This is a genomic window from Qipengyuania citrea, from assembly GCF_009828015.1.
GTDB lineage: Bacteria > Pseudomonadota > Alphaproteobacteria > Sphingomonadales > Sphingomonadaceae > Qipengyuania > Qipengyuania citrea.
Genome location: NZ_WTYG01000003.1, coordinates 300,995 through 318,270, shown reverse-complemented (window position 1 = coordinate 318,270; position 17,276 = coordinate 300,995). Strand labels below are relative to the sequence as shown.

The following is a 17,276-nucleotide window of genomic DNA, read 5'->3' as shown; positions in this document are numbered from 1 at the left end:
AGGGATTTTTCGCATTCCACGATCATGCCTTCGCGGCTGTCGCCTGTCGTGTCGTAGCTGCACTTTATCGCACTACCGGTATTTCACATTGACTCGCTGCGGCGCAACATTAGTGCGGGCGGCGGGCCACGCGGTCCCAACGCCGCGCGAGCTCTCTGCAAGGAGAGAATACATGACTGCCGAACCTACGCTCAAACCCGAGCGCCCTTTCTTTTCGTCCGGACCGACCGTCAAACACAAGGGCTGGTCTGCCGCCAATCTCAAAACCGAATCGCTCGGGCGCTCGCATCGCAGCGCGCTCGGCAAGTCGCGGCTGAAATATGCCATCGACCTGTCGAAGGAAATGCTCGGCGTGCCCGAGGATTACCTCGTCGGCATCATGCCGGCCTCGGATACCGGCGCGCTCGAATGCGCGATGTGGACCATGCTGCGCCCCGATCGCCCGGCGACCGTCGCGGCATGGGAAAGCTTCGGCAATGTCTGGATCCAGGACGCGGTCAAGCAGCTCAAGCTGCCGCAACTTACGGTCATGGACGCCGATTACGGCGAAATCCCCGATCTGGCGAGCATCCCGCAGGACAACGACGTCGTCTTCACCTGGAACGGCACCACTTCGGGCGCCAAGATCCCGAACACCGACTGGCTGGCCCCGGGCCGCGAAGGCGTGACGATCAACGATGCCACCAGCGCCGTTTTCGCGATGGAGATGGACTGGGCCAAGCTCGATGCCACGACCTACAGCTGGCAGAAGGTGATGGGCAGCGAAGCGCAGCACGGCATGCTCATCCTCAGCCCCAAGGCGGTGCAGCGGATCGAGGAATACGACCCCGAATGGCCGCTGCCCAAGCTCTTCCGCCTCAAGAAGGGCGGCAAGATCAACACCGGCATATTCGAGGGCGCGACGATCAACACACCCTCGCTGCTGGCGACCGAAGACTATATCGACGCGCTCGAATGGGCGCAGGCGATGGGCGGGCGCAAGGCGATGTTCGAACGCGCCGATGCCAATGCCAAGATCGTGCTCGACTGGATCGAGGCGACCCCCTGGCTGCGCAACATGGTCGCCGACCCGGCCAAGCGGACCAACACCGGCGTGTGCTTCGTCTTCCAGGGCGAGTGGTACGATCAGCTACCCGATGACGAGAAGGCAGCGGTGCCGAAGAAGATCGTCAAGCTGCTCGAGGACCGCGACGTCGGCTATGATTTCAACGGCTATCGCGACGCCCCGCCGTCCTTGCGCATCTGGTGCGGCGGCACGGTCGAGCAGGAAGACCTCAAGCGTCTCCTGCCGTGGATCGAGTGGGCCTACGAACAGGTGAAAGCGGCATAATTGGCGTCGTCCCAGCGAAAGCTGGGACCGCTATCCGCTCGCTCCGACCAAATCGAAAGCGATCCCAGCTTTCGCTGGGATGACGAGAGAAAAATCATGAACAAACCCAAAGTCCTTATTTCGGACAAGATGGACCCGAACGCCGCGCGCATTTTCGAAGAGCGCGGCTGCGATGTCGACGTGAAACCGGGCATGACGCCCGATGAACTCAAGGCGGTGATCGGCCGGTACGATGGCCTCGCCATCCGCAGCGCGACCAAGGTCACGCCCGAAATCCTCGATGCGGCGACCAATCTCAAGGTCATTGGCCGCGCCGGTATCGGCGTCGACAATGTCGATATCCCCTACGCCAGCGGCAAGGGCGTGGTGGTGATGAACACGCCGTTCGGCAATTCGATCACCACGGCCGAACACGCCATCGCGATGATGTTCGCGCTGGCGCGGCAGATCCCCGCCGCCAATGTCCGCACGCAGGCGGGCGAATGGCCCAAGAACGACTTTATGGGTGTCGAAGTGACCGGCAAGACGCTCGGTCTGATTGGCGCGGGCAATATCGGCAGCATCGTCGCCAGCCGCGCGCTGGGCCTGCGCATGAAGGTCGTCGCCTACGATCCCTTCCTGACCGAGGAACGCGCGGTCGAAATCGGGGTCGAGAAAGCCGATCTCGACACGCTGCTGGCCAAGGCGGATTTCATCACGCTCCACACGCCGCTGACCGACGAGACGCGCAATATCCTGTCGGCGGAAAACCTCGCCAAGGCCAAGCAGGGCGTGCGGATCGTCAACTGTGCGCGCGGTGGCCTGATCGACGAGGCGGCGCTGGCCGATGCGCTCGACAGCGGGCAGGTTGCCGGGGCCGCGCTCGACGTGTTCCAGAGCGAACCGGCCAAGGACAGCCCACTGTTCGGCAAGCCCAACTTCGTGTGTACGCCGCACCTCGGTGCCAGCACCACCGAAGCGCAGGTCAATGTCGCGCTGCAGGTGGCCGAACAGATGGCGGATTATCTCGTCAGCGGCGGCGTCACCAATGCGCTCAACATGCCCAGCCTCAGCGCCGAGGAAGCACCCAAGCTGCGCCCCTATATGGGTCTGGCCGAAGACCTCGGCAGCCTGGTGGGCCAGCTGGCGCATGGCAATCTGACCAAGATTTCGATCGAGCGCGAAGGCGCGGCAGCCGAACTGTCGGGCAAGCCGATCGAAGGCGCGGTGCTGGCCGGGCTGATGCGCCAGTATTCGGACACGGTGAACATGGTCAACGCGCCCTATCTGGCGAAGGAACGCGGGCTCGACATCCGCTCGATCCGCCACGAGAAGGAAGGCGTCTACAACACGCTGATCCGCGTGACGGTGGGCACCGACCAGGGCGACCGTTCGGTGGCGGGCACGCTGTTCGGAGCCGATGCCCCGCGGCTGGTCGAGCTGTTCGGCGTGCGGATCGAGGCCGAACTCGACGGCCACATGCTCTATATCGTCAACGAAGATGCGCCCGGTTTCATCGGCCGGATCGGTTCGTTGCTCGGGCAGTCGGGCATCAATATCGGCACCTTCCACCTCGGACGGCGGCAGGCCGGGGGCGAAGCCACCGTGCTGCTCAGCGTCGATGCGCCGATTCCGCCCGAAGTGGTCGAGCAGGCCTGCGCGCTGGAAGGCGTCAAGGTCGTGATGCCGCTGGCATTCTGACAAACGATAGGGCAGGGGGCGCGTCATCATGACTACCCAAGACGACCTCCTGCCCGTCGGCCTCGAAGACGCGCTGCCCGAGCGGGCGCGCACGATGACCACCTCCATGCGCGCCGTGCTCGACGCGATGGATGCGCATGGCTACGACCGTGTGCGGCCCCCGCTCGTCGAGTTCGAGCATTCGCTGGCCGGGCGGATGGACGGCGTCGCCACGCGGCGGATGATCCGCTTCACCGATCCCGACAGCCTGCGCACGCTGGCGCTGCGGAGCGACATCACGGTGCAGGTGGGCCGCATCGCCGCGACCGTCATGGCGGCTGCCCCGCGTCCGCTGCGGTTGTGCTATGCCGGCGATGTCGCGTTGCTCAGCGCCGACCAGCTCGATCCCGCGCGCCAGCGCCTACAGATGGGCGCCGAACTCATCGGCACCGACAGCGTGGCTGCCGCCAGCGAAGCGGTTTCTGTGGCGATCGACGCGCTCAGCGCCGCGGGCGTGACCAATATCTCGATCGATTTCACGCTCCCCGACGTCGTCGATACGCTGGCGCAAGAAGCCATGCCGCTCGGTGCGGAGCAGCGCGACGCGGTCCGGCGCGAGCTCGACACCAAGGATGCCGGCGGCCTGCGCGATGCGGGCGGCGAAGCCTATCTTCCGCTGCTTTACGCCACCGGGCCTTTCGACACGGCGATTGCCAAGCTGGCCGCGATCGATGCGGGCGGCGCGCTTGCCAGCCGGATTGCCGGCTTGCGCGAAATCGCCGCGACGATCGGCGACCGCGCGCGGGTTACGCTCGACCCGACCGAACGCCACGGGTTCGAATACCAGAGCTGGTTCGGCTTCACGCTGTACGGCGAAGGCGCGCGGCGCGCGCTGGGCCGCGGCGGGACCTATACGATCAAGGGCAGCGACGAGGCCGCCACCGGCTTCTCGCTCTACATGGACCCGTTGCTCGATGCGCTTGGCGCGGCGAATGCCGACCGGCGCGAGACGCTGTTCCTGCCGCTGGGCCATGACCGCGCCAATGCAGCACGGCTGCGCGCCATCGGCTGGCGCACGGTGGCGGCAGTGTCGGCCAGCGACGATCCGCGCGCGCTCGGCTGCTCGCACGTCCTCGACGAAAGCGACGTCAAACCGCTCTAGGCGGCCTTCCATTGGGCGTGCTTGGCCATGATGCCCGTAAACAGTTCGGATCCGACGAGCCCAGCCAGCCAGGCCTGGAGGTGGGGCAGCGGCTGGGCGTCGAACCAGTCGTGGTCGGCGTTGGCGAACTGGCGGATGAAGGGAAATATCGCGATGTCGGCAAAGCCGCGCGTCTCGCCCCGCAGATAGGCTGACTGCGAAAGCCGCTCGTCCAGCCTGCGCAGGATGTCCAGCGCCGCCGTGCGATGCTGCGCCGGATCGACATCGTCGTACCGGGTGGCGTATTTGTAGCGGTCGAGATGGTGCTTGAACGGCCCGTCATTGGTTTCGATCAACTCCGGATCGTCGCGCTCGAGCCAGCCTTCGGGATCGCTGCGCGCCAGCGCCCAGCGCATGATGTCGCGGCTTTCCTCGATCACCTCGCCCGGTCCGGCAACCAGCACCGGCACCGTGCCCTTGGGCGACACCTCGAGCATTTCCGCCGGCTTGTCGCGCAGGACGACCTCGCGGTGTTCGTAGGATGCCCCGCCGATCCGCAGCGCCATGCGCGCGCGCATGGCATAGGGGCAGCGGCGAAAGCTGTAGAGGACCGGTTCAGCCATCGCGCTCTGCTTCGTCGCGCCGGCCGATGTGTTCTTCGCCGCGTTCGCGTGCGAGCCGCGCCTGACGGTTGCGCTCGGCATAACGCGCGCGCTGCTCGTCGCTGCGCTCGTCATAACAACGCGGGCAGGACACGCCCTCCCTGAAATGGTCATGCGCCATGTCGGCTTCGCTCAGCGGCCTGCGGCAGGCGCGGCACAGGCCGTGGGTGCCCGCCGCCAGTCCGTGGCCGACGCTGACCCGTTCGTCGAAGACGAAGCATTCGCCGCGCCACAGGCTGTCCTGCTCGGGCACGTGTTCCAGGTAATTGAGGATGCCGCCCTTGAGATGATAGACCTCGTCCACCCCCTCGGCGCGCGCGAAGGCGGTCGATTTCTCGCAGCGAATCCCGCCGGTGCAGAACATGGCGATTCTGGGTTTGCGCCCCTCGGCCTCCAGTTCGGCGCGCTTGGCGCGAAACCATTCGGGAAATTCGCCGAAGCTGGCGGTTTGCGGGTCGATCGCGCCTTCGAAGGTGCCGATCTGCACTTCGTAATCGTTGCGCGTGTCGATCACGATCGTCTCCGGATCCGAAATCAGCGCGTTCCACTCCTCGGGCGCGACATAGGTGCCGACCCCTGCAAGCGGATCGAGATCGGGCTGGCCCATGGTCACGATCTCTTTCTTCCGCCGCACCTTGGTGCGGTGGAAGGGCATGATCGCGGCGCGCGATTCCTTGATCTCGATCTCGGCGCAGCCCGGCAGTGCACGGATATGGTCGAGCGCCGCTTCGACACCCTTATCACTTCCGGCGATCGTGCCGTTGATGCCTTCCTTCGCCAGCAGCAGAGTTCCGCGCACGGCGTTCGCTTCGCATACCGCAAGCAGCGGCGCGCGCAGCGCACGCGGATCGTCGAAACGCGCAAACTGGTACAGCGCGGCAATACGGATGGGGTCGTCGGTCATGGTCACGGGTGCGCCATTAGCAGCCTTGCCGCCGTGGCGCACCCCGCCGATATTACCCTTCGAAATCGCTCGGATCGGGCCCGATCCGGCCTTCGGGATCGTCAAGCGCGTCGATGCGCGACATCTGGTTGTCCGTGAGGGTGAACTTGAGCGCTGCAAAATTGGCTTCGATGTGATCGCGGCTCGATGCCTTGGGGATCGGGCACAGGCCATGCTGCATGTGCCAGCGCAGGATCACGGCGCTGGCAGGCTGGCCGGTTTCCTCGGCGATGGCGGCAATGGTCTCGTTTTCGATCCCCGCGCCCTGGCCCAGCGGCGACCAGCACTGCGTGACGATGCCCAGTTCGTCGTGCAGCTTGCGCAGTTCGCGCTGCTGGAAGGTGGGGTGCAGTTCGATCTGGTTGAGCGCGGGCGTGACGCCGGTTTCGTCGATGATGCGGCGCAGGTCCTCCTCGCGGAAGTTCGATACGCCGATCGACTTTGCCTTGCCTTCGTCGCGCAGTTCGATGAACGCTTTCCACGTTTCCACGAACAGGTTCTTTTCGGGGCAGGGCCAGTGGATCAGCAGCATGTCGACATGGTCGCGCCCCAACCGTTCGAGGCATTTGTCGGCGGCCTTCTTGGTCCGCTCGTAGCCCTGGCTTTCGTTCCAGATCTTGGTCTGCAGGAAGATGTCGGACCAGTCGCCAACACCTTTGCCGACGCCGCGTTCGTTCTGGTAGATGGCCGCGGTGTCGACCAGCCAGTAGCCGACATCGAGCGCGGTCTTGACCGCTTCGGGTGCATCGTCCTCGTCGATCTTGTAGGTGCCGAAGCCGAGCTGCGGGATCTGGCGGTCGTCATTCAGCGAAAGCGTGGGGTAATCGGTCATGAAATCTCCTTTGCCCATACAATGGTGCAGACGGCGCATGTTTCCGGCAATTCGCCTTGCCCCGTGCCATAGATCAGCCTAACGCCCGCGGCGTTTGATTTCCTTACATTTGCGAGAACTATCGAATGGCCAACGTCACCGTGATCGGCGCCCAATGGGGCGATGAGGGCAAGGGCAAGATCGTCGACTGGCTGGCCAGCCGCGCCGATGCCGTGGTGCGCTTCCAGGGCGGGCACAATGCCGGCCACACACTGGTCATCGACGGGACCACCTACAAGCTCTCGCTGCTGCCCAGCGGTATCGTTTCGGGCACGCTCAGCGTGATCGGAAATGGCGTGGTGCTCGACCCGTGGGCGCTCAAGGCCGAGATCGAGAAACTCGAAGCGCAGGGCGTCACCATCAATGACGACAACCTCGCGGTGGCGGACAATTGCCCGCTGATCCTGCCGATCCACCGCGATCTCGACGGGCTGCGCGAAGCGGCCGCCGGATCGGGCAAGATCGGCACCACCGGGCGCGGTATCGGTCCGGCTTACGAGGACAAGGTCGGCCGCCGCGCGATCCGCGTATGCGACCTGGCGCATCTCGACGCGCTCGAACCGCAGCTCGACCGGCTGTGCGCGCATCACGATGCCCTGCGCGCTGGGTTCGAGCAGGAGCCGGTCGACCGCGAGCAATTGCTCGCCGAACTGCGCGAGATCGCGCCCTTCGTGCTCAAATATGCGCAGCCGGTGTGGAAACGGCTGAAGAAGGTTCGCAAGGCGGGCGCCAAGATCCTGTTCGAAGGCGCGCAGGGCGTCCTGCTCGACATCGACCACGGGACCTATCCCTTCGTCACCAGCTCGAACACGGTCAGTGGCACGGCCGCGGCAGGCAGCGGGCTGGGCCCCAACGCCACCGGCTTCGTGCTGGGCATCGTCAAGGCCTACACCACCCGCGTCGGCAGCGGTCCCTTCCCGACCGAGCTGGATGACGAGGTGGGCAAGGGCATCGGCGAGCGCGGGCATGAATTCGGTACGGTTACCGGGCGCCAGCGCCGGGTCGGCTGGTTCGATGCCGTGCTGGTGCGCCAGACCTGCGCAATCAGCGGCGTGACCGGCATCGCGCTGACCAAGATCGATGTGCTCGACGGTCTCGACGAGGTGAAGATCTGCACCGGCTACCGGTTGCGGAACAATGTCTACGACTATTTCCCCAGCCATGCCGCCGACCAGGCCGCTGTCGAGCCGATTTACGAAAGCATGGAAGGCTGGCAGGAATCGACCGCGGGCGCGCGCAGCTATGCTGACCTGCCCGCCAATGCGGTCAAATACATCCAGCGCGTGCAGGAACTGATCGAAACGCCGGTGGCGCTGGTTTCCACCAGCCCCGAGCGCGACGATACGATCCTGATGCGCGATCCGTTTATGGATTGATGAGAAATCCGCGCTAGGATGCTTACGTAATGCGCGCTTTCCTCGCCTTTTTCGCAGCGCTCGGTGCACTGTGCGCCGTGCCGCTGCAGGCGCAGCAGGCCCGGGCTGGGGAACGGGCGGATTTCATCCTGATCGACAAGTCCGAGCGCACGCTGCTGGTCTATCAGGACGACCGCGTGATCCGCCGCTATACGGGCCTGCAATATGGCGATGCGCCGGTCGGCCACAAGCGTTTCCAGGGCGACGAGCGCACGCCCGAGGGGCGCTACACCATCACCTATGGCAACCGCCAGTCGAGCTATTACCTCAGCCTGCACATCGATTATCCCAATGCGCAGGACCGCGCCTATGCGCGCAGCCGCGGCCGGTCGCCGGGCGGGCTGATCTTCATTCACGGACAGCCCAACGGGCTCCCCTACGATGCGCGCGTGCCGGGTGACTGGACCGACGGCTGCATCGCGCTGTCGAATGCCGAGATCGCCGAATTGTGGAGCCTGGTGCCCGACGGCACGCCAATCGAGATCCGGCCCTAGCCGCGATCTTCCTGCAGCATGGCGACCTGCAATTGCAGCCGTTTGACCTCGGTCAGCACGGCCAGCATGTTCATCCGCGCGAACATCCATTCCTTGAGGAAACCCTGCATTACCAGCAGCGCGAGGCCGGTAAGGCCCCAGCCGATCAGCGCTTCGAGGCTGTCGAAGGTCAGCGCGCGGTACAGGCAATAGGCCAGCGCCAGCCCGATCACGATGGCCAGCGCGAAGCTGAATTTCATCCATCCACCGAGCGGACCATGCATGCTGTCGCCGATCTGGCGGAACATGCCGCGATCGGGCCCGAGGCTGGCGAGGAATTCCCTGTCGTCCGCGTCGAGCGCGCTGCGAATACGGGCATCTGTGTCGGTCATGGGTCGTCTCCGGATAGAGCCGCCTTCAGCTTGCGGCGGGCATGGAACAGGCGGGTCTTGGCCGTACCCAGCGGTACGGCCTGGACCTCGGCGATTTCGGCGAGCGTCAGCCCCTCGCCGAAGAACAATTGCGCGGCGAGCCGCTGGTCCGCCGGCAGCGCGGCAAAGGCCTGGCGGATGGCCGTGCCCTCCGAAGCCGCGGCGGCGATTGCCACCAGCGCGGCGTCGCCTGTGCCTTGATGGCGGCGCTCGCGCTGCGCCGATCGCACCCGGTCCGCGCAGCGCCGCCGGAGGATCCCGAAGGCCCAGGGTGCGAAGCGGGCGGGGTCGCGCAGGCCGCCGATCCCGCGCAGGATCGCGATCCAGCTGTCCTGCACCGCAACCAGCGCGCTGTCGGTGCCGCCGAGCAGGCGCCGCGCGGTACGCAGGAGCCGCGGGTGCCAGCGCCGGGCCAGCCGTTCTCCGGCTTCGCGGTCACCCGCTTGCACCAGCGTGACGAGCCATTCGTCATAGCGCCGACCGGCTTCCGATTGGGCCGGTGGGGGAGGAGCGGTCTTGCTGCTAGTCACATGGGGATAGTCGCAGCAGCCGCGCGAATGGTTCAGTCGTGCGCGCGATTTGTACCCCGCTTCTTGACCTGATCCGCTTTTGTTCTCACCATGTTCTACATCTGCAGTGAAGGAGCGCGAGTCGATGCAAGCCAATTTCGATTACGAGCCGGTGCGCGATGCTGCCGGATGCCAGCTGTCGGTCACCGTCCTGGCCGACCGCGACCATATCCGCGCGGAAATGCGCGAAGATGCGCTCGCGGCGGGTTTCCGGGTGCGCGAATGCTGCAGCCTCGAAGAATATGCGCAGGGGCCGCTCGCGGCGCTGGGCGATCTCGTGATGGTCGATTGCGCGGTAGCGAGCGCGGATGCGCTGGCGCTGCTCTCGCGGCTCGACATGCGCGGGGGAAAGGCCGGCGCGCAGTTGGTGGTATCGACCACCATGGCCGCGCTCGATAGCGTGTTCGGCTGCTTTTCGCTCTCGGCCCCGCAGATCCTGGTCGATCCGGGCCGCGCCGAACGGATCATCGCGATCGGCCGCGTGCTGGCGCGCGTGCCCAACCTGCGGCTGCGCGAAATGGGCGAAGAGGACCGGCTGATGCTGTTGCGACTGACCGAACAGGTCGGCCGGATCGCCGAACGGCTGGAGAAACTTTCGCCCGGGCAGCGCGAGGGCGGGGGCGCCTTCCGCTTCGAATCCCCCGCGCAGGCATGGCGGGCGCAGGGCGAAGACCAGCGGTCCGCGCGCGAAGAGGAACAGCGGCCGCGCCTGCCCGAAGCGGCCGTGCTGCGGCGGATCATCAAGGCCCGCCAAGCGCGCATGCGCCATTTCGACGCCGACCTGTTCGCCGATCCGGCGTGGGATATTCTGCTCGATCTCGCCGCAGCACGCGCCGAACGCCAGCAGGTTTCGGTTACGTCGCTCTGCATCGCCGCCGGGGTCCCGGCAACCACGGCATTGCGCTGGATCGGGCAGATGGTCGATGCCGACCTGCTGGTCCGCGTGTCCGACCCGCACGACCGCCGCCGCGCCTATATCGCGCTGTCCGAAAACACGGCCGACGCGCTGGCCCGTTATTTCAGTGAAATCGGCGTCACCGACCTAGCGGTGGTCTAGCTGCGTCGCAGGATGACCGTGAGGCCGCTTGCGGGTGTCTCTGCGGGAAGGGGCGCGCGGGCGGCGTCGGCGCGGGCGCGGATCAGGATGGTCTCGGGAACCTGCGGGTCGTGCAGCACAGTGTCGGCGCGGCCCAGCGCGCGCGCCTGGCGGATCGTCAGGTCCTCCGGATCGTCGCTGGCAAGCGTGACGTCGACGACCTGCGCCCCATCGTCAGCCCGGGTCCGATCGAGCCAGCCGTCGACACCCTCGGCACTCGCGGGTTCGAACGGGTCGAGCCGGCCGCCTTCCTGCAGCGCGGCGTCGATCGCACGGCGGCGCGTATCGCCATCGGGATAGCGCGCCCGGATCCGGTCGCGCGCGGCGCTCAGCCCGCTCGCCAGCGCGCCCAGCGATTGCGGCAGGATGGCTTCGAGCCGCAGCCGCAGGTGTTTCGCCAATCCGGCCGATGCGCCGCCGGTGCTTACTGCGACCAGCACAGGGTCGCGGTCGAGCACGCTGGGGAGCGTGAAATCGCACAGTTCGGGACGGTCCGCCACGTTGACCAGCAAGCCCATGCGCTTGAGGCGCAGCGCGGCGGTCTGGGCGGCATGTCCGTCTTCCAGCGCCACGAATGCCAGCCTGGCGTAATGCGCTTCTGTCTCGGGGCAGGGGATGCCCCCTGCGCGTTCCACCAGCCGCGCCTTGGCCGCCGCCATTTCGCCTTCGCCGACAACGACAACACGCGCGCCGGCGATCCGGTGGAAGAGCGGCAGGCTATGCATCGCGACGCTGCATCAGGTGAGCCATTCGGGTACGCGTTCGGCATCCATGATCGCCGCTGCCGCGATCCGGTCTGCAACCACGGCATAGCGGTCGCCGTCGACCAGCGCTTCGGCCACGAAGCCGCGCGAGTTGTAGGATGAGGCCATCGTCGCGCCATAGGCGCCGGCGGTGCGAAATACGGCGAGGTCGCCCGCCACCAGCGCATCGCATTCGCGGTCCATCGCGAAGGTATCGCCCGTCTCGCAGATCGGTCCGACGATATGCGCGGTCATGCGGTCGCCGGTCGGCGCGACCGCGTCGAAATCGTGCCATGCGCCATACATCGCCGGGCGGGCAAGGTCGTTCATCGCCGCATCGACGACGACGAACGGGGGGCCGTTACCGCTGCGCTTGGCACGGATCACCCGCGTCAGCAGCACGCCGGCATTGCCCGCGATCACGCGCCCGGGTTCGAACATCAGCTGCACCCCCCAGTCGCGCGTCACCCGCGCGACCATTGCGCCGTATTCGGCGGGGGAGGGCAAGTTTTCACCTGCCTTGTAGGGCACCCCCAGTCCGCCGCCGAGATCGGCATGCGTCACCGTGCATCCCGCGGCGCGCAATTCCGCAATCAACGCGCCGACCTTGCCGAAGGCGGTCTCCAGCGGCTCGAGCGTCGAGAGCTGACTGCCGATGTGCACTGCCACGCCGCGCATATCGAGGCCGTCCTCCTGCGCCAGCCGGCCATAGATATCTGCCGCCCGGTCGAGCGGGACGCCGAACTTGTTCTCGCGCTTGCCGGTCGAGATTTTCTCATGCGTGCGCGCATCGACATCGGGGTTGACCCGCAGTGCGCAGGCCGCGCGCTTGCCGTGCCGCGCGGCAATCGCGGCCAGCTCGTAGCCTTCCTCTTCGCTCTCGATGTTGAACTGGCCGATGTCCGCCTCGAGACCCTGCACCAGTTCGGCATGCGTCTTGCCCACGCCCGAGAAAACGATATCCGCGGGTTTCATGCCCGCTGCCAGCGCCCGGGCCAGTTCCCCGCCCGAGACGACATCGGCGCCATAGCCCTCGCTGGCGAGGATCTTGAGCACCGCCAGGTTGGGATTGGCCTTCACCGCAAAGGCGATGTGCGGGTTGTCGACCCCTGCCAGCGCTTCGCGAAACACGCGTGCGTGCCGCGCGAGCGTCGCGCGCGAATAGATGTAGACGGGCGTCCCGACTTCTTCCGCAATGCGCGGCAGCGGAACGTCCTCGGCGTGAAGCACGCCGTCTTTCAGCTCGAAATGGTCCATGGCAGGCCCCTGCCCAAAGGCATTCTCTTTGTCGAGCAAGCCTTGCTTGCCCGATTGAAATTCACTCGGGCGGCAGATCGAAAGGATCGTCCTCGCGCTCTTCCGAACGGGTCCGCAGCTCGACGCTGCGCGCGGGGGCGGCCTCGGGATCGAGCACCAGCAGTTCATCGGCGGTGGGCTGCACATCCGCGCCATAGGGGGCGGGCGGCAGCGCTGCGCCTTCCACCGGTTCGAGCGCGGATTTCTGCCCGCAGGCAGCAAGCATCAGCAGCGCGGCAAGGGCGATCCGGTGGCGCATCAATCCTCCATGCCGAGACGCTGTTTCGCCGCGGCCACCTGCTGCCTTACGCGCTGCGGCGCCGTCCCGCCATAGGAAGCGCGCGCCGCGACCGAGGCATCGACCGACAGCGCATCGAACACGCGCTCGTCGATGCGTTCGTCGATAGCCTTCAGATCGCCGATCGACAGTCCATCGAGCGCGACGCCCTGCTCGTCGGCCAGCTTCACGGCCGCCCCGGTAATGTGGTGCGCTTCGCGAAACGGAATATCCGCCTGCCGCACCAGCCAGTCGGCCAGGTCGGTCGCGGTGGCGTGGCCGGCTTCGGCCGCACGGCGCATGCGCGCGGTGTCGAAGCCGCTGTCGGCCACCATCCCCGCCATGGCGGCAAGGCTGAGATCGATCAGGCCCGCAGCCTCGAACACCGGCGGCTTGTCGTCCTGCATGTCCTTCGAATAGGCGAGCGGCAGGCCCTTCATCGTGATCATCAGCGATGTCGCGCAGCCGATCACGCGGCCGGCATGCCCGCGCACCAGCTCGGCGGCATCGGGATTGCGCTTCTGCGGCATGATCGAACTGCCCGTCGACAGCGTGTCGGGCAGCTTGACGAAACCAAAGGGCTGGCTGGCCCAGATGATGAATTCCTCCGCCAGCCGCGACAGGTGCAGCGAACACTGGCTCGCCGCGGTCAGGTAATCGAGCGCGAAATCGCGATCGGATACGGCGTCGAGGCTGTTGCGCGTGGGCTGTGCGAAGCCAAGCGCCTCGGCGGTCATGTCGCGGTCGAGGTCGAAGCCGGTGCCCGCCAGCGCCGCCGAGCCCAGCGGGCATTCGTCCATCCGCGCCAGTGCATCGGCGAAGCGCGAACGATCCCGCATCAGCATTTCGAAATAGGCCAGCAGGTGATGGCCCAGCGTCACCGGCTGCGCGGTCTGCAAATGCGTGAAGCCGGGCATGATCGTGCCGGCATGCTCCTCGGCGCGGGCGACCAGCGCGGCCAGCACCGCTTCGATGCCCGCGATGGCGCGCCGGTTGGCGGTGCGCACCCACATGCGGAAGTCGGTCGCCACTTGGTCGTTGCGGCTGCGCGCGGTGTGCAGCCGCCCCGCTACCGGGCCGACGATTTCGGTCAGGCGGGCCTCCACGGTCATGTGGATGTCTTCCAGGTCCCAGTCCTCGGGGACCCCGTCGCGCTCGTACTCCGCGGCGATCTGCTGCAATCCTTGATCGATGGTGCCCGCATCTTCGGCCGAGACGATACCTTGCCGCGCGAGCATGGCGACATGCGCCCGGCTGCCTTCGATATCCTCGCGCCACAGGATCTTGTCGAACGGAATGGAGGCGTTGATTTCGCGCATGATCGCGCTAGGTCCTTCGGCGAATCTGCCGCCCCACATGCTGTTGGAGCCCTGAGTGTCCCGCTTGTCGTTCACGCTTGCCATCATCCTCGGTCTTGCAGTCGCGGGCTGCGATAGGGGCGCACCCGATGCGGCGCAAGAAAGCAGCGCTTCGTCTGCCCTAACCGGACAGATCGACGAGAGCGCGGCGGGCGAACTGATGCCGGCGCTGAATGTGACCGATCCGGCAGGGCGCACGCTCAATCTCGGTGCGCTGCAGGGCACGCCCGTCCTGCTCAATCTCTGGGCAACCTGGTGTGCGCCGTGTGTCGAGGAGATGCCGCTGCTCGATACGCTTGCCGGCGAATACGAAGATCGCCTGCGGGTGCTGACCGTGAGCCAGGACATGCAGGGCGCCGAAGTGGTCGGCCCGTTCTTCGCTCAGGGCGGCTATGCGAGGCTCGAACCCTGGATGGATCCCGAAAGCGCAATCGGCTTCGCGGTTGGCGGGGGGAGCATGCCCACCACCGTGCTCTACGATGCGGCGGGGCAGGAGGTCTGGCGGGTGCAGGGCGGTTACGACTGGACCAGCGAGGAGGCGCGCGCCGCGATCGACCGCGCTATTGCGGAGTAGGGCGGCAAGCGGCGCCGAGCGGGTGCCACGATCGCGGCACCGGCGGAAATGGTGGGCGATGACGGGCTCGAACCGCCGACCCTCTCGGTGTAAACGAGATGCTCTACCAACTGAGCTAATCGCCCGCTCCGTTTCAGCGGTGCGCTGCACATAGCGCCCAATTCGGCAAAATCAATTGCCGAGATCGCGCGTGGCCCGCTAGGCGGCGGGCATGACCACCAAGCTTACCGTCCTCGCCACCGGCGGCACGATCGCCGGGATCGCCGGTTCCGCGATTACCCCGGGATACCGTTCGGGCGAGATCGGGATCGAGGACTATCTCGAAAAGGTCGGCGGGCTGGGGCTCGAGGCCGAGCTTTCGGGCAAGCAGATCGCCAATATCGATTCGGCCGACATCGGACCGATGGTGTGGACCCCGCTCCACCAGGCTGCGCAGGCGGCGCTGGCGGACCCGGCGTGTCAGGGTGTCATCGTAACCCACGGCACCGATACGCTGGAAGAAACCGCGTTCCTGCTCGACCAGACGCTGCCGGCGGACAAGCCCGTGGTGGTGGTCGGCGCGATGCGGCCCGCCGATGCGGTGGGCTATGACGGGCTGCGCAATTTCGCCAATGCCGTACGCGTGGCGAGCGATCCCGATGCTGCGGGGCGCGGGGTGCTGGTGGTGATGGGCGACCGGATCTTTGCCGCGCGCGACGTCTACAAGGTCCGCACGCGCGGGACCGAGGCCTTTCGCGGGTTCCCGCGCGAATCGGTCGGACTGGTAACGCCCGCTTCGCTCGAATGGTTCGGCGCACCCTGGCGGACCGGGGCCGGGGCGGCCTTCGGCTGGCCAAAGAGTTTCCCCGGGGTGGCCATCGTCTACGCCTATGCCGGTCTCGATGGGGCCGACCTGAACCGGCAGGTGAGCGATACCACGCGCGGCATCGTGCTGGCTGGTGTTGGCGAAGGGAACATGCCAGATGGCGTCCGTCAGGAACTGGCGAGGCTTGCTTCGCGCGGGGTCTGCGTCATCCGCGCCAGCCGGGCCGACGAGGGACTGGTCGACCGCGAGGACGAGGACGATGCCAACGGTTTCGTCGCGGCCCGCGCGCTCAATCCGCAAAAGGCGCGGATCCTGCTGCAATTGCTGCTGGCCGCGGGCGAAAGCGATCCCGCCACGATCCAGCGCGCCTTCGACATGAGGTAGGCCGGACGCTGTCCCCGCCCGCATCGCTTTGCGGACGGGGAAGCATTCGGGTCGCGCCTAGCCGTGCGGCATCACGAGATATTTCTCGCCGGTCTTCATCTGGCGATAATCGAGGATCGCATCCTTGGTCAGCATGCCTTCGAGATCGACCTTGGTCTTGTAGCCGCTGGCGAAGGTGGTGGTGAGGTTGTCGAGCACGCGCTTGCGCATGCGCATCACCGTTTCCATTCCCGCGGATTGCAGGAACGGCGTCAGCAGCCAGCCCGAGAGCGTCCAGCCGAACCCGTAGCTGGGGGTCAGCGTGGTCGGCCCGAAGTCGAGGCGGCCATAGATGAACATCCGCTTCTGCTGGTTCGAGCCATAGCGCGAATATTCGGTCATCTTGCCGACCGCGACCTGTTCCATTGCCTTGAAGCAGGTGTCGACCATCTTGCCGCCGCCGATCGGATCGAAGCCGTAGAAAGCATCGGTATCGTCGATCGCCGCCTTGAGCTGGTCGAGGAAATCGTCGTCGGAGGAATTCACGACATGCGTCGCGCCTTGGTCCTTGAGCAGCTTGGCCTGCTCGTCCTTGCGCACGATATTGACGAGGCCCATGCCGTCCTCGAGGCAGATGCGGTTGAGCATCTGGCCGAGATTGGATGCGCCGACGGTGTGCAGGATCGCCTTGTGGCCATCCATCCGGGCGTTCTCGACAAAGCCGAGCGCGGTCATCGGATTGACGAAGCTCGACGCGCCGGCTTCGGCGCTGTGATCGCCCAGTGGCAGGCACATGGCGGCATCGGCAATCGCGTATTCGCTGTAGGCGGTGCCGGGCACGCAGGCGACCCGCTGGCCCATCAGCGCCTTGGCCATGTCGCTGTCGCCGGTCGCGATGACCGTGCCTGCACCTTCGTTGCCTGCGGGCAGGCGCTGGCCATGGCGTGCTTTCTGACCCGAGTTGAACGGCTCGGGCATCTTGGCGACGACCTTGCCGGGCGAATAGTCGGCATTCTCGAAATCGGCCGCGCCGGTCAGGATCGCGAGGTCCGACGGGTTGATCGGCGCCGCTTCCATCTTGACCAGCACCTGATTGCCGGTGGGATCGGGAAATTCGCTCTGCGCGATCTCGACGGTCAGCGTACCGTCGCTTTCAAGAGTGGTGAAAAGCTGCTTTCCGGTGGTGGTCATCTGCATTCTCCCAATTCAATTCTGGACCTAACCGGCCTATCGCTAGGCGCGCTCGTGGCGCTTGGCTAGGGTGACGTTG

18 protein-coding genes and 1 tRNA gene are annotated in these 17,276 nt (G+C 66.2%); 8 read left to right on the top strand and 11 right to left on the bottom strand.

Annotated features, from left to right (window positions below; translation table 11 throughout):
* The first annotated feature begins 172 nt into the window (after positions 1–172).
* The 3 genes from GRI55_RS11675 to GRI55_RS11665 all read left to right on the top strand — a co-directional run bounded on the left by GRI55_RS11675 (position 173) and on the right by GRI55_RS11665 (position 4,151).
* Positions 173–1,330, top strand: coding sequence for a phosphoserine transaminase (locus tag GRI55_RS11675; RefSeq protein ID WP_063506996.1), 1,158 nt, complete (start codon positions 173–175; stop codon positions 1,328–1,330).
* 96 nt (positions 1,331–1,426) lie between these two features.
* Positions 1,427–3,010 carry a phosphoglycerate dehydrogenase gene (gene serA, locus GRI55_RS11670; RefSeq protein ID WP_160767267.1) on the top strand — a complete coding sequence of 528 codons (1,584 nt, stop codon included), beginning with the start codon at positions 1,427–1,429 and terminating at the stop codon, positions 3,008–3,010.
* 28 nt (positions 3,011–3,038) lie between these two features.
* Positions 3,039–4,151 (top strand): ATP phosphoribosyltransferase regulatory subunit, encoded by a 1,113-nt coding sequence (locus GRI55_RS11665; protein WP_160767266.1) that lies wholly within the window; start codon positions 3,039–3,041, stop codon positions 4,149–4,151.
* Here GRI55_RS11665 and GRI55_RS11660 read toward each other — a convergent pair.
* Genes GRI55_RS11660 through GRI55_RS11650 form a run of 3 tightly spaced genes read right to left on the bottom strand, consistent with a single transcriptional unit; the run spans position 4,148 to position 6,567 of the window.
* Positions 4,148–4,753: a glutathione S-transferase gene (locus tag GRI55_RS11660; RefSeq protein WP_160767265.1), complete on the bottom strand. Its 606-nt coding sequence runs from the start codon at positions 4,751–4,753 to the stop codon at positions 4,148–4,150. The genes GRI55_RS11665 and GRI55_RS11660 overlap by 4 nt on opposite strands.
* On the bottom strand, positions 4,746–5,696 hold the full coding sequence (gene trhO / locus GRI55_RS11655) for an oxygen-dependent tRNA uridine(34) hydroxylase TrhO (RefSeq protein ID WP_160767322.1): 951 nt from the start codon (positions 5,694–5,696) through the stop codon (positions 4,746–4,748). Before trhO ends, GRI55_RS11660 begins: the two co-directional genes overlap by 8 nt.
* 52 nt (positions 5,697–5,748) lie before the next feature.
* Positions 5,749–6,567, bottom strand: coding sequence for an aldo/keto reductase (locus tag GRI55_RS11650; RefSeq protein WP_160767264.1), 819 nt, complete (start codon positions 6,565–6,567; stop codon positions 5,749–5,751).
* 125 nt (positions 6,568–6,692) lie between these two features.
* On the opposite strand from GRI55_RS11650, the gene GRI55_RS11645 reads away from it, so the two are divergent.
* Both GRI55_RS11645 and GRI55_RS11640 read left to right on the top strand, forming a co-directional pair.
* Positions 6,693–7,982 (top strand): adenylosuccinate synthase, encoded by a 1,290-nt coding sequence (locus GRI55_RS11645; protein WP_063506993.1) that lies wholly within the window; start codon positions 6,693–6,695, stop codon positions 7,980–7,982.
* A 29-nt stretch (positions 7,983–8,011) separates the two neighbouring features.
* Positions 8,012–8,515, top strand: coding sequence for a L,D-transpeptidase family protein (locus GRI55_RS11640; RefSeq protein ID WP_160767263.1), 504 nt, complete (start codon positions 8,012–8,014; stop codon positions 8,513–8,515).
* Here the strand turns inward: GRI55_RS11640 and GRI55_RS11635 are convergent.
* A complete protein-coding gene (locus GRI55_RS11635) occupies positions 8,512–8,886 on the bottom strand; it encodes a DUF6768 family protein (RefSeq protein WP_063506991.1) in 375 nt (124 codons plus the stop codon). The two genes, GRI55_RS11640 and GRI55_RS11635, sit on opposite strands and share 4 nt — an antisense overlap.
* On the bottom strand, positions 8,883–9,455 hold the full coding sequence (locus GRI55_RS11630; protein ID WP_160767262.1) for an RNA polymerase sigma factor: 573 nt from the start codon (positions 9,453–9,455) through the stop codon (positions 8,883–8,885). The genes GRI55_RS11635 and GRI55_RS11630 overlap by 4 nt, the downstream gene beginning before the upstream one ends.
* A gap of 124 nt (positions 9,456–9,579) precedes the next feature.
* On the opposite strand from GRI55_RS11630, the gene GRI55_RS11625 reads away from it, so the two are divergent.
* Positions 9,580–10,551 carry a helix-turn-helix domain-containing protein gene (locus GRI55_RS11625; protein WP_160767261.1) on the top strand — a complete coding sequence of 324 codons (972 nt, stop codon included), beginning with the start codon at positions 9,580–9,582 and terminating at the stop codon, positions 10,549–10,551.
* Here GRI55_RS11625 and GRI55_RS11620 read toward each other — a convergent pair.
* The 4 genes from GRI55_RS11620 to argH form a co-directional block, all read right to left on the bottom strand.
* A complete protein-coding gene (locus GRI55_RS11620) occupies positions 10,548–11,315 on the bottom strand; it encodes a precorrin-2 dehydrogenase/sirohydrochlorin ferrochelatase family protein (RefSeq protein ID WP_063506989.1) in 768 nt (255 codons plus the stop codon). The two genes, GRI55_RS11625 and GRI55_RS11620, sit on opposite strands and share 4 nt — an antisense overlap.
* Before the next feature lie 12 nt (positions 11,316–11,327).
* Entirely contained in the window at positions 11,328–12,590 is a 1,263-nt protein-coding gene (lysA, locus tag GRI55_RS11615) for a diaminopimelate decarboxylase (RefSeq protein ID WP_050599861.1), read from the bottom strand.
* 61 nt (positions 12,591–12,651) lie between these two features.
* Positions 12,652–12,888, bottom strand: a complete 237-nt coding sequence (gene lptM, locus GRI55_RS11610) for an LPS translocon maturation chaperone LptM (RefSeq protein ID WP_050599860.1) — start codon at positions 12,886–12,888, stop codon at positions 12,652–12,654.
* A complete protein-coding gene (argH, locus tag GRI55_RS11605) occupies positions 12,888–14,264 on the bottom strand; it encodes an argininosuccinate lyase (protein ID WP_160767321.1) in 1,377 nt (458 codons plus the stop codon). The genes lptM and argH overlap by 1 nt, the downstream gene beginning before the upstream one ends.
* 16 nt (positions 14,265–14,280) lie before the next feature.
* Here argH and GRI55_RS11600 point away from each other — a divergent pair, with 16 nt between their 5' ends.
* Positions 14,281–14,838, top strand: coding sequence for a TlpA family protein disulfide reductase (locus GRI55_RS11600; RefSeq protein ID WP_307019057.1), 558 nt, complete (start codon positions 14,281–14,283; stop codon positions 14,836–14,838).
* 49 nt (positions 14,839–14,887) lie between these two features.
* On the opposite strand, the gene GRI55_RS11595 is transcribed toward GRI55_RS11600, so the two are convergent.
* Positions 14,888–14,963: transfer RNA gene (locus GRI55_RS11595), tRNA-Val, on the bottom strand.
* An 86-nt stretch (positions 14,964–15,049) separates the two neighbouring features.
* Here GRI55_RS11595 and GRI55_RS11590 point away from each other — a divergent pair.
* The gene (locus GRI55_RS11590) at positions 15,050–16,027 is read left to right on the top strand and encodes an asparaginase (protein WP_160767260.1); all 978 of its coding nucleotides are present in this window, start codon (positions 15,050–15,052) and stop codon (positions 16,025–16,027) included.
* Between the two features lie 57 nt (positions 16,028–16,084).
* On the opposite strand, the gene GRI55_RS11585 is transcribed toward GRI55_RS11590, so the two are convergent.
* Complete coding sequence (locus tag GRI55_RS11585; RefSeq protein WP_050599885.1) at positions 16,085–17,197, bottom strand: zinc-binding dehydrogenase; 1,113 nt, start codon at positions 17,195–17,197, stop codon at positions 16,085–16,087.
* Between the last annotated feature and the right edge of the window lie 79 nt (positions 17,198–17,276).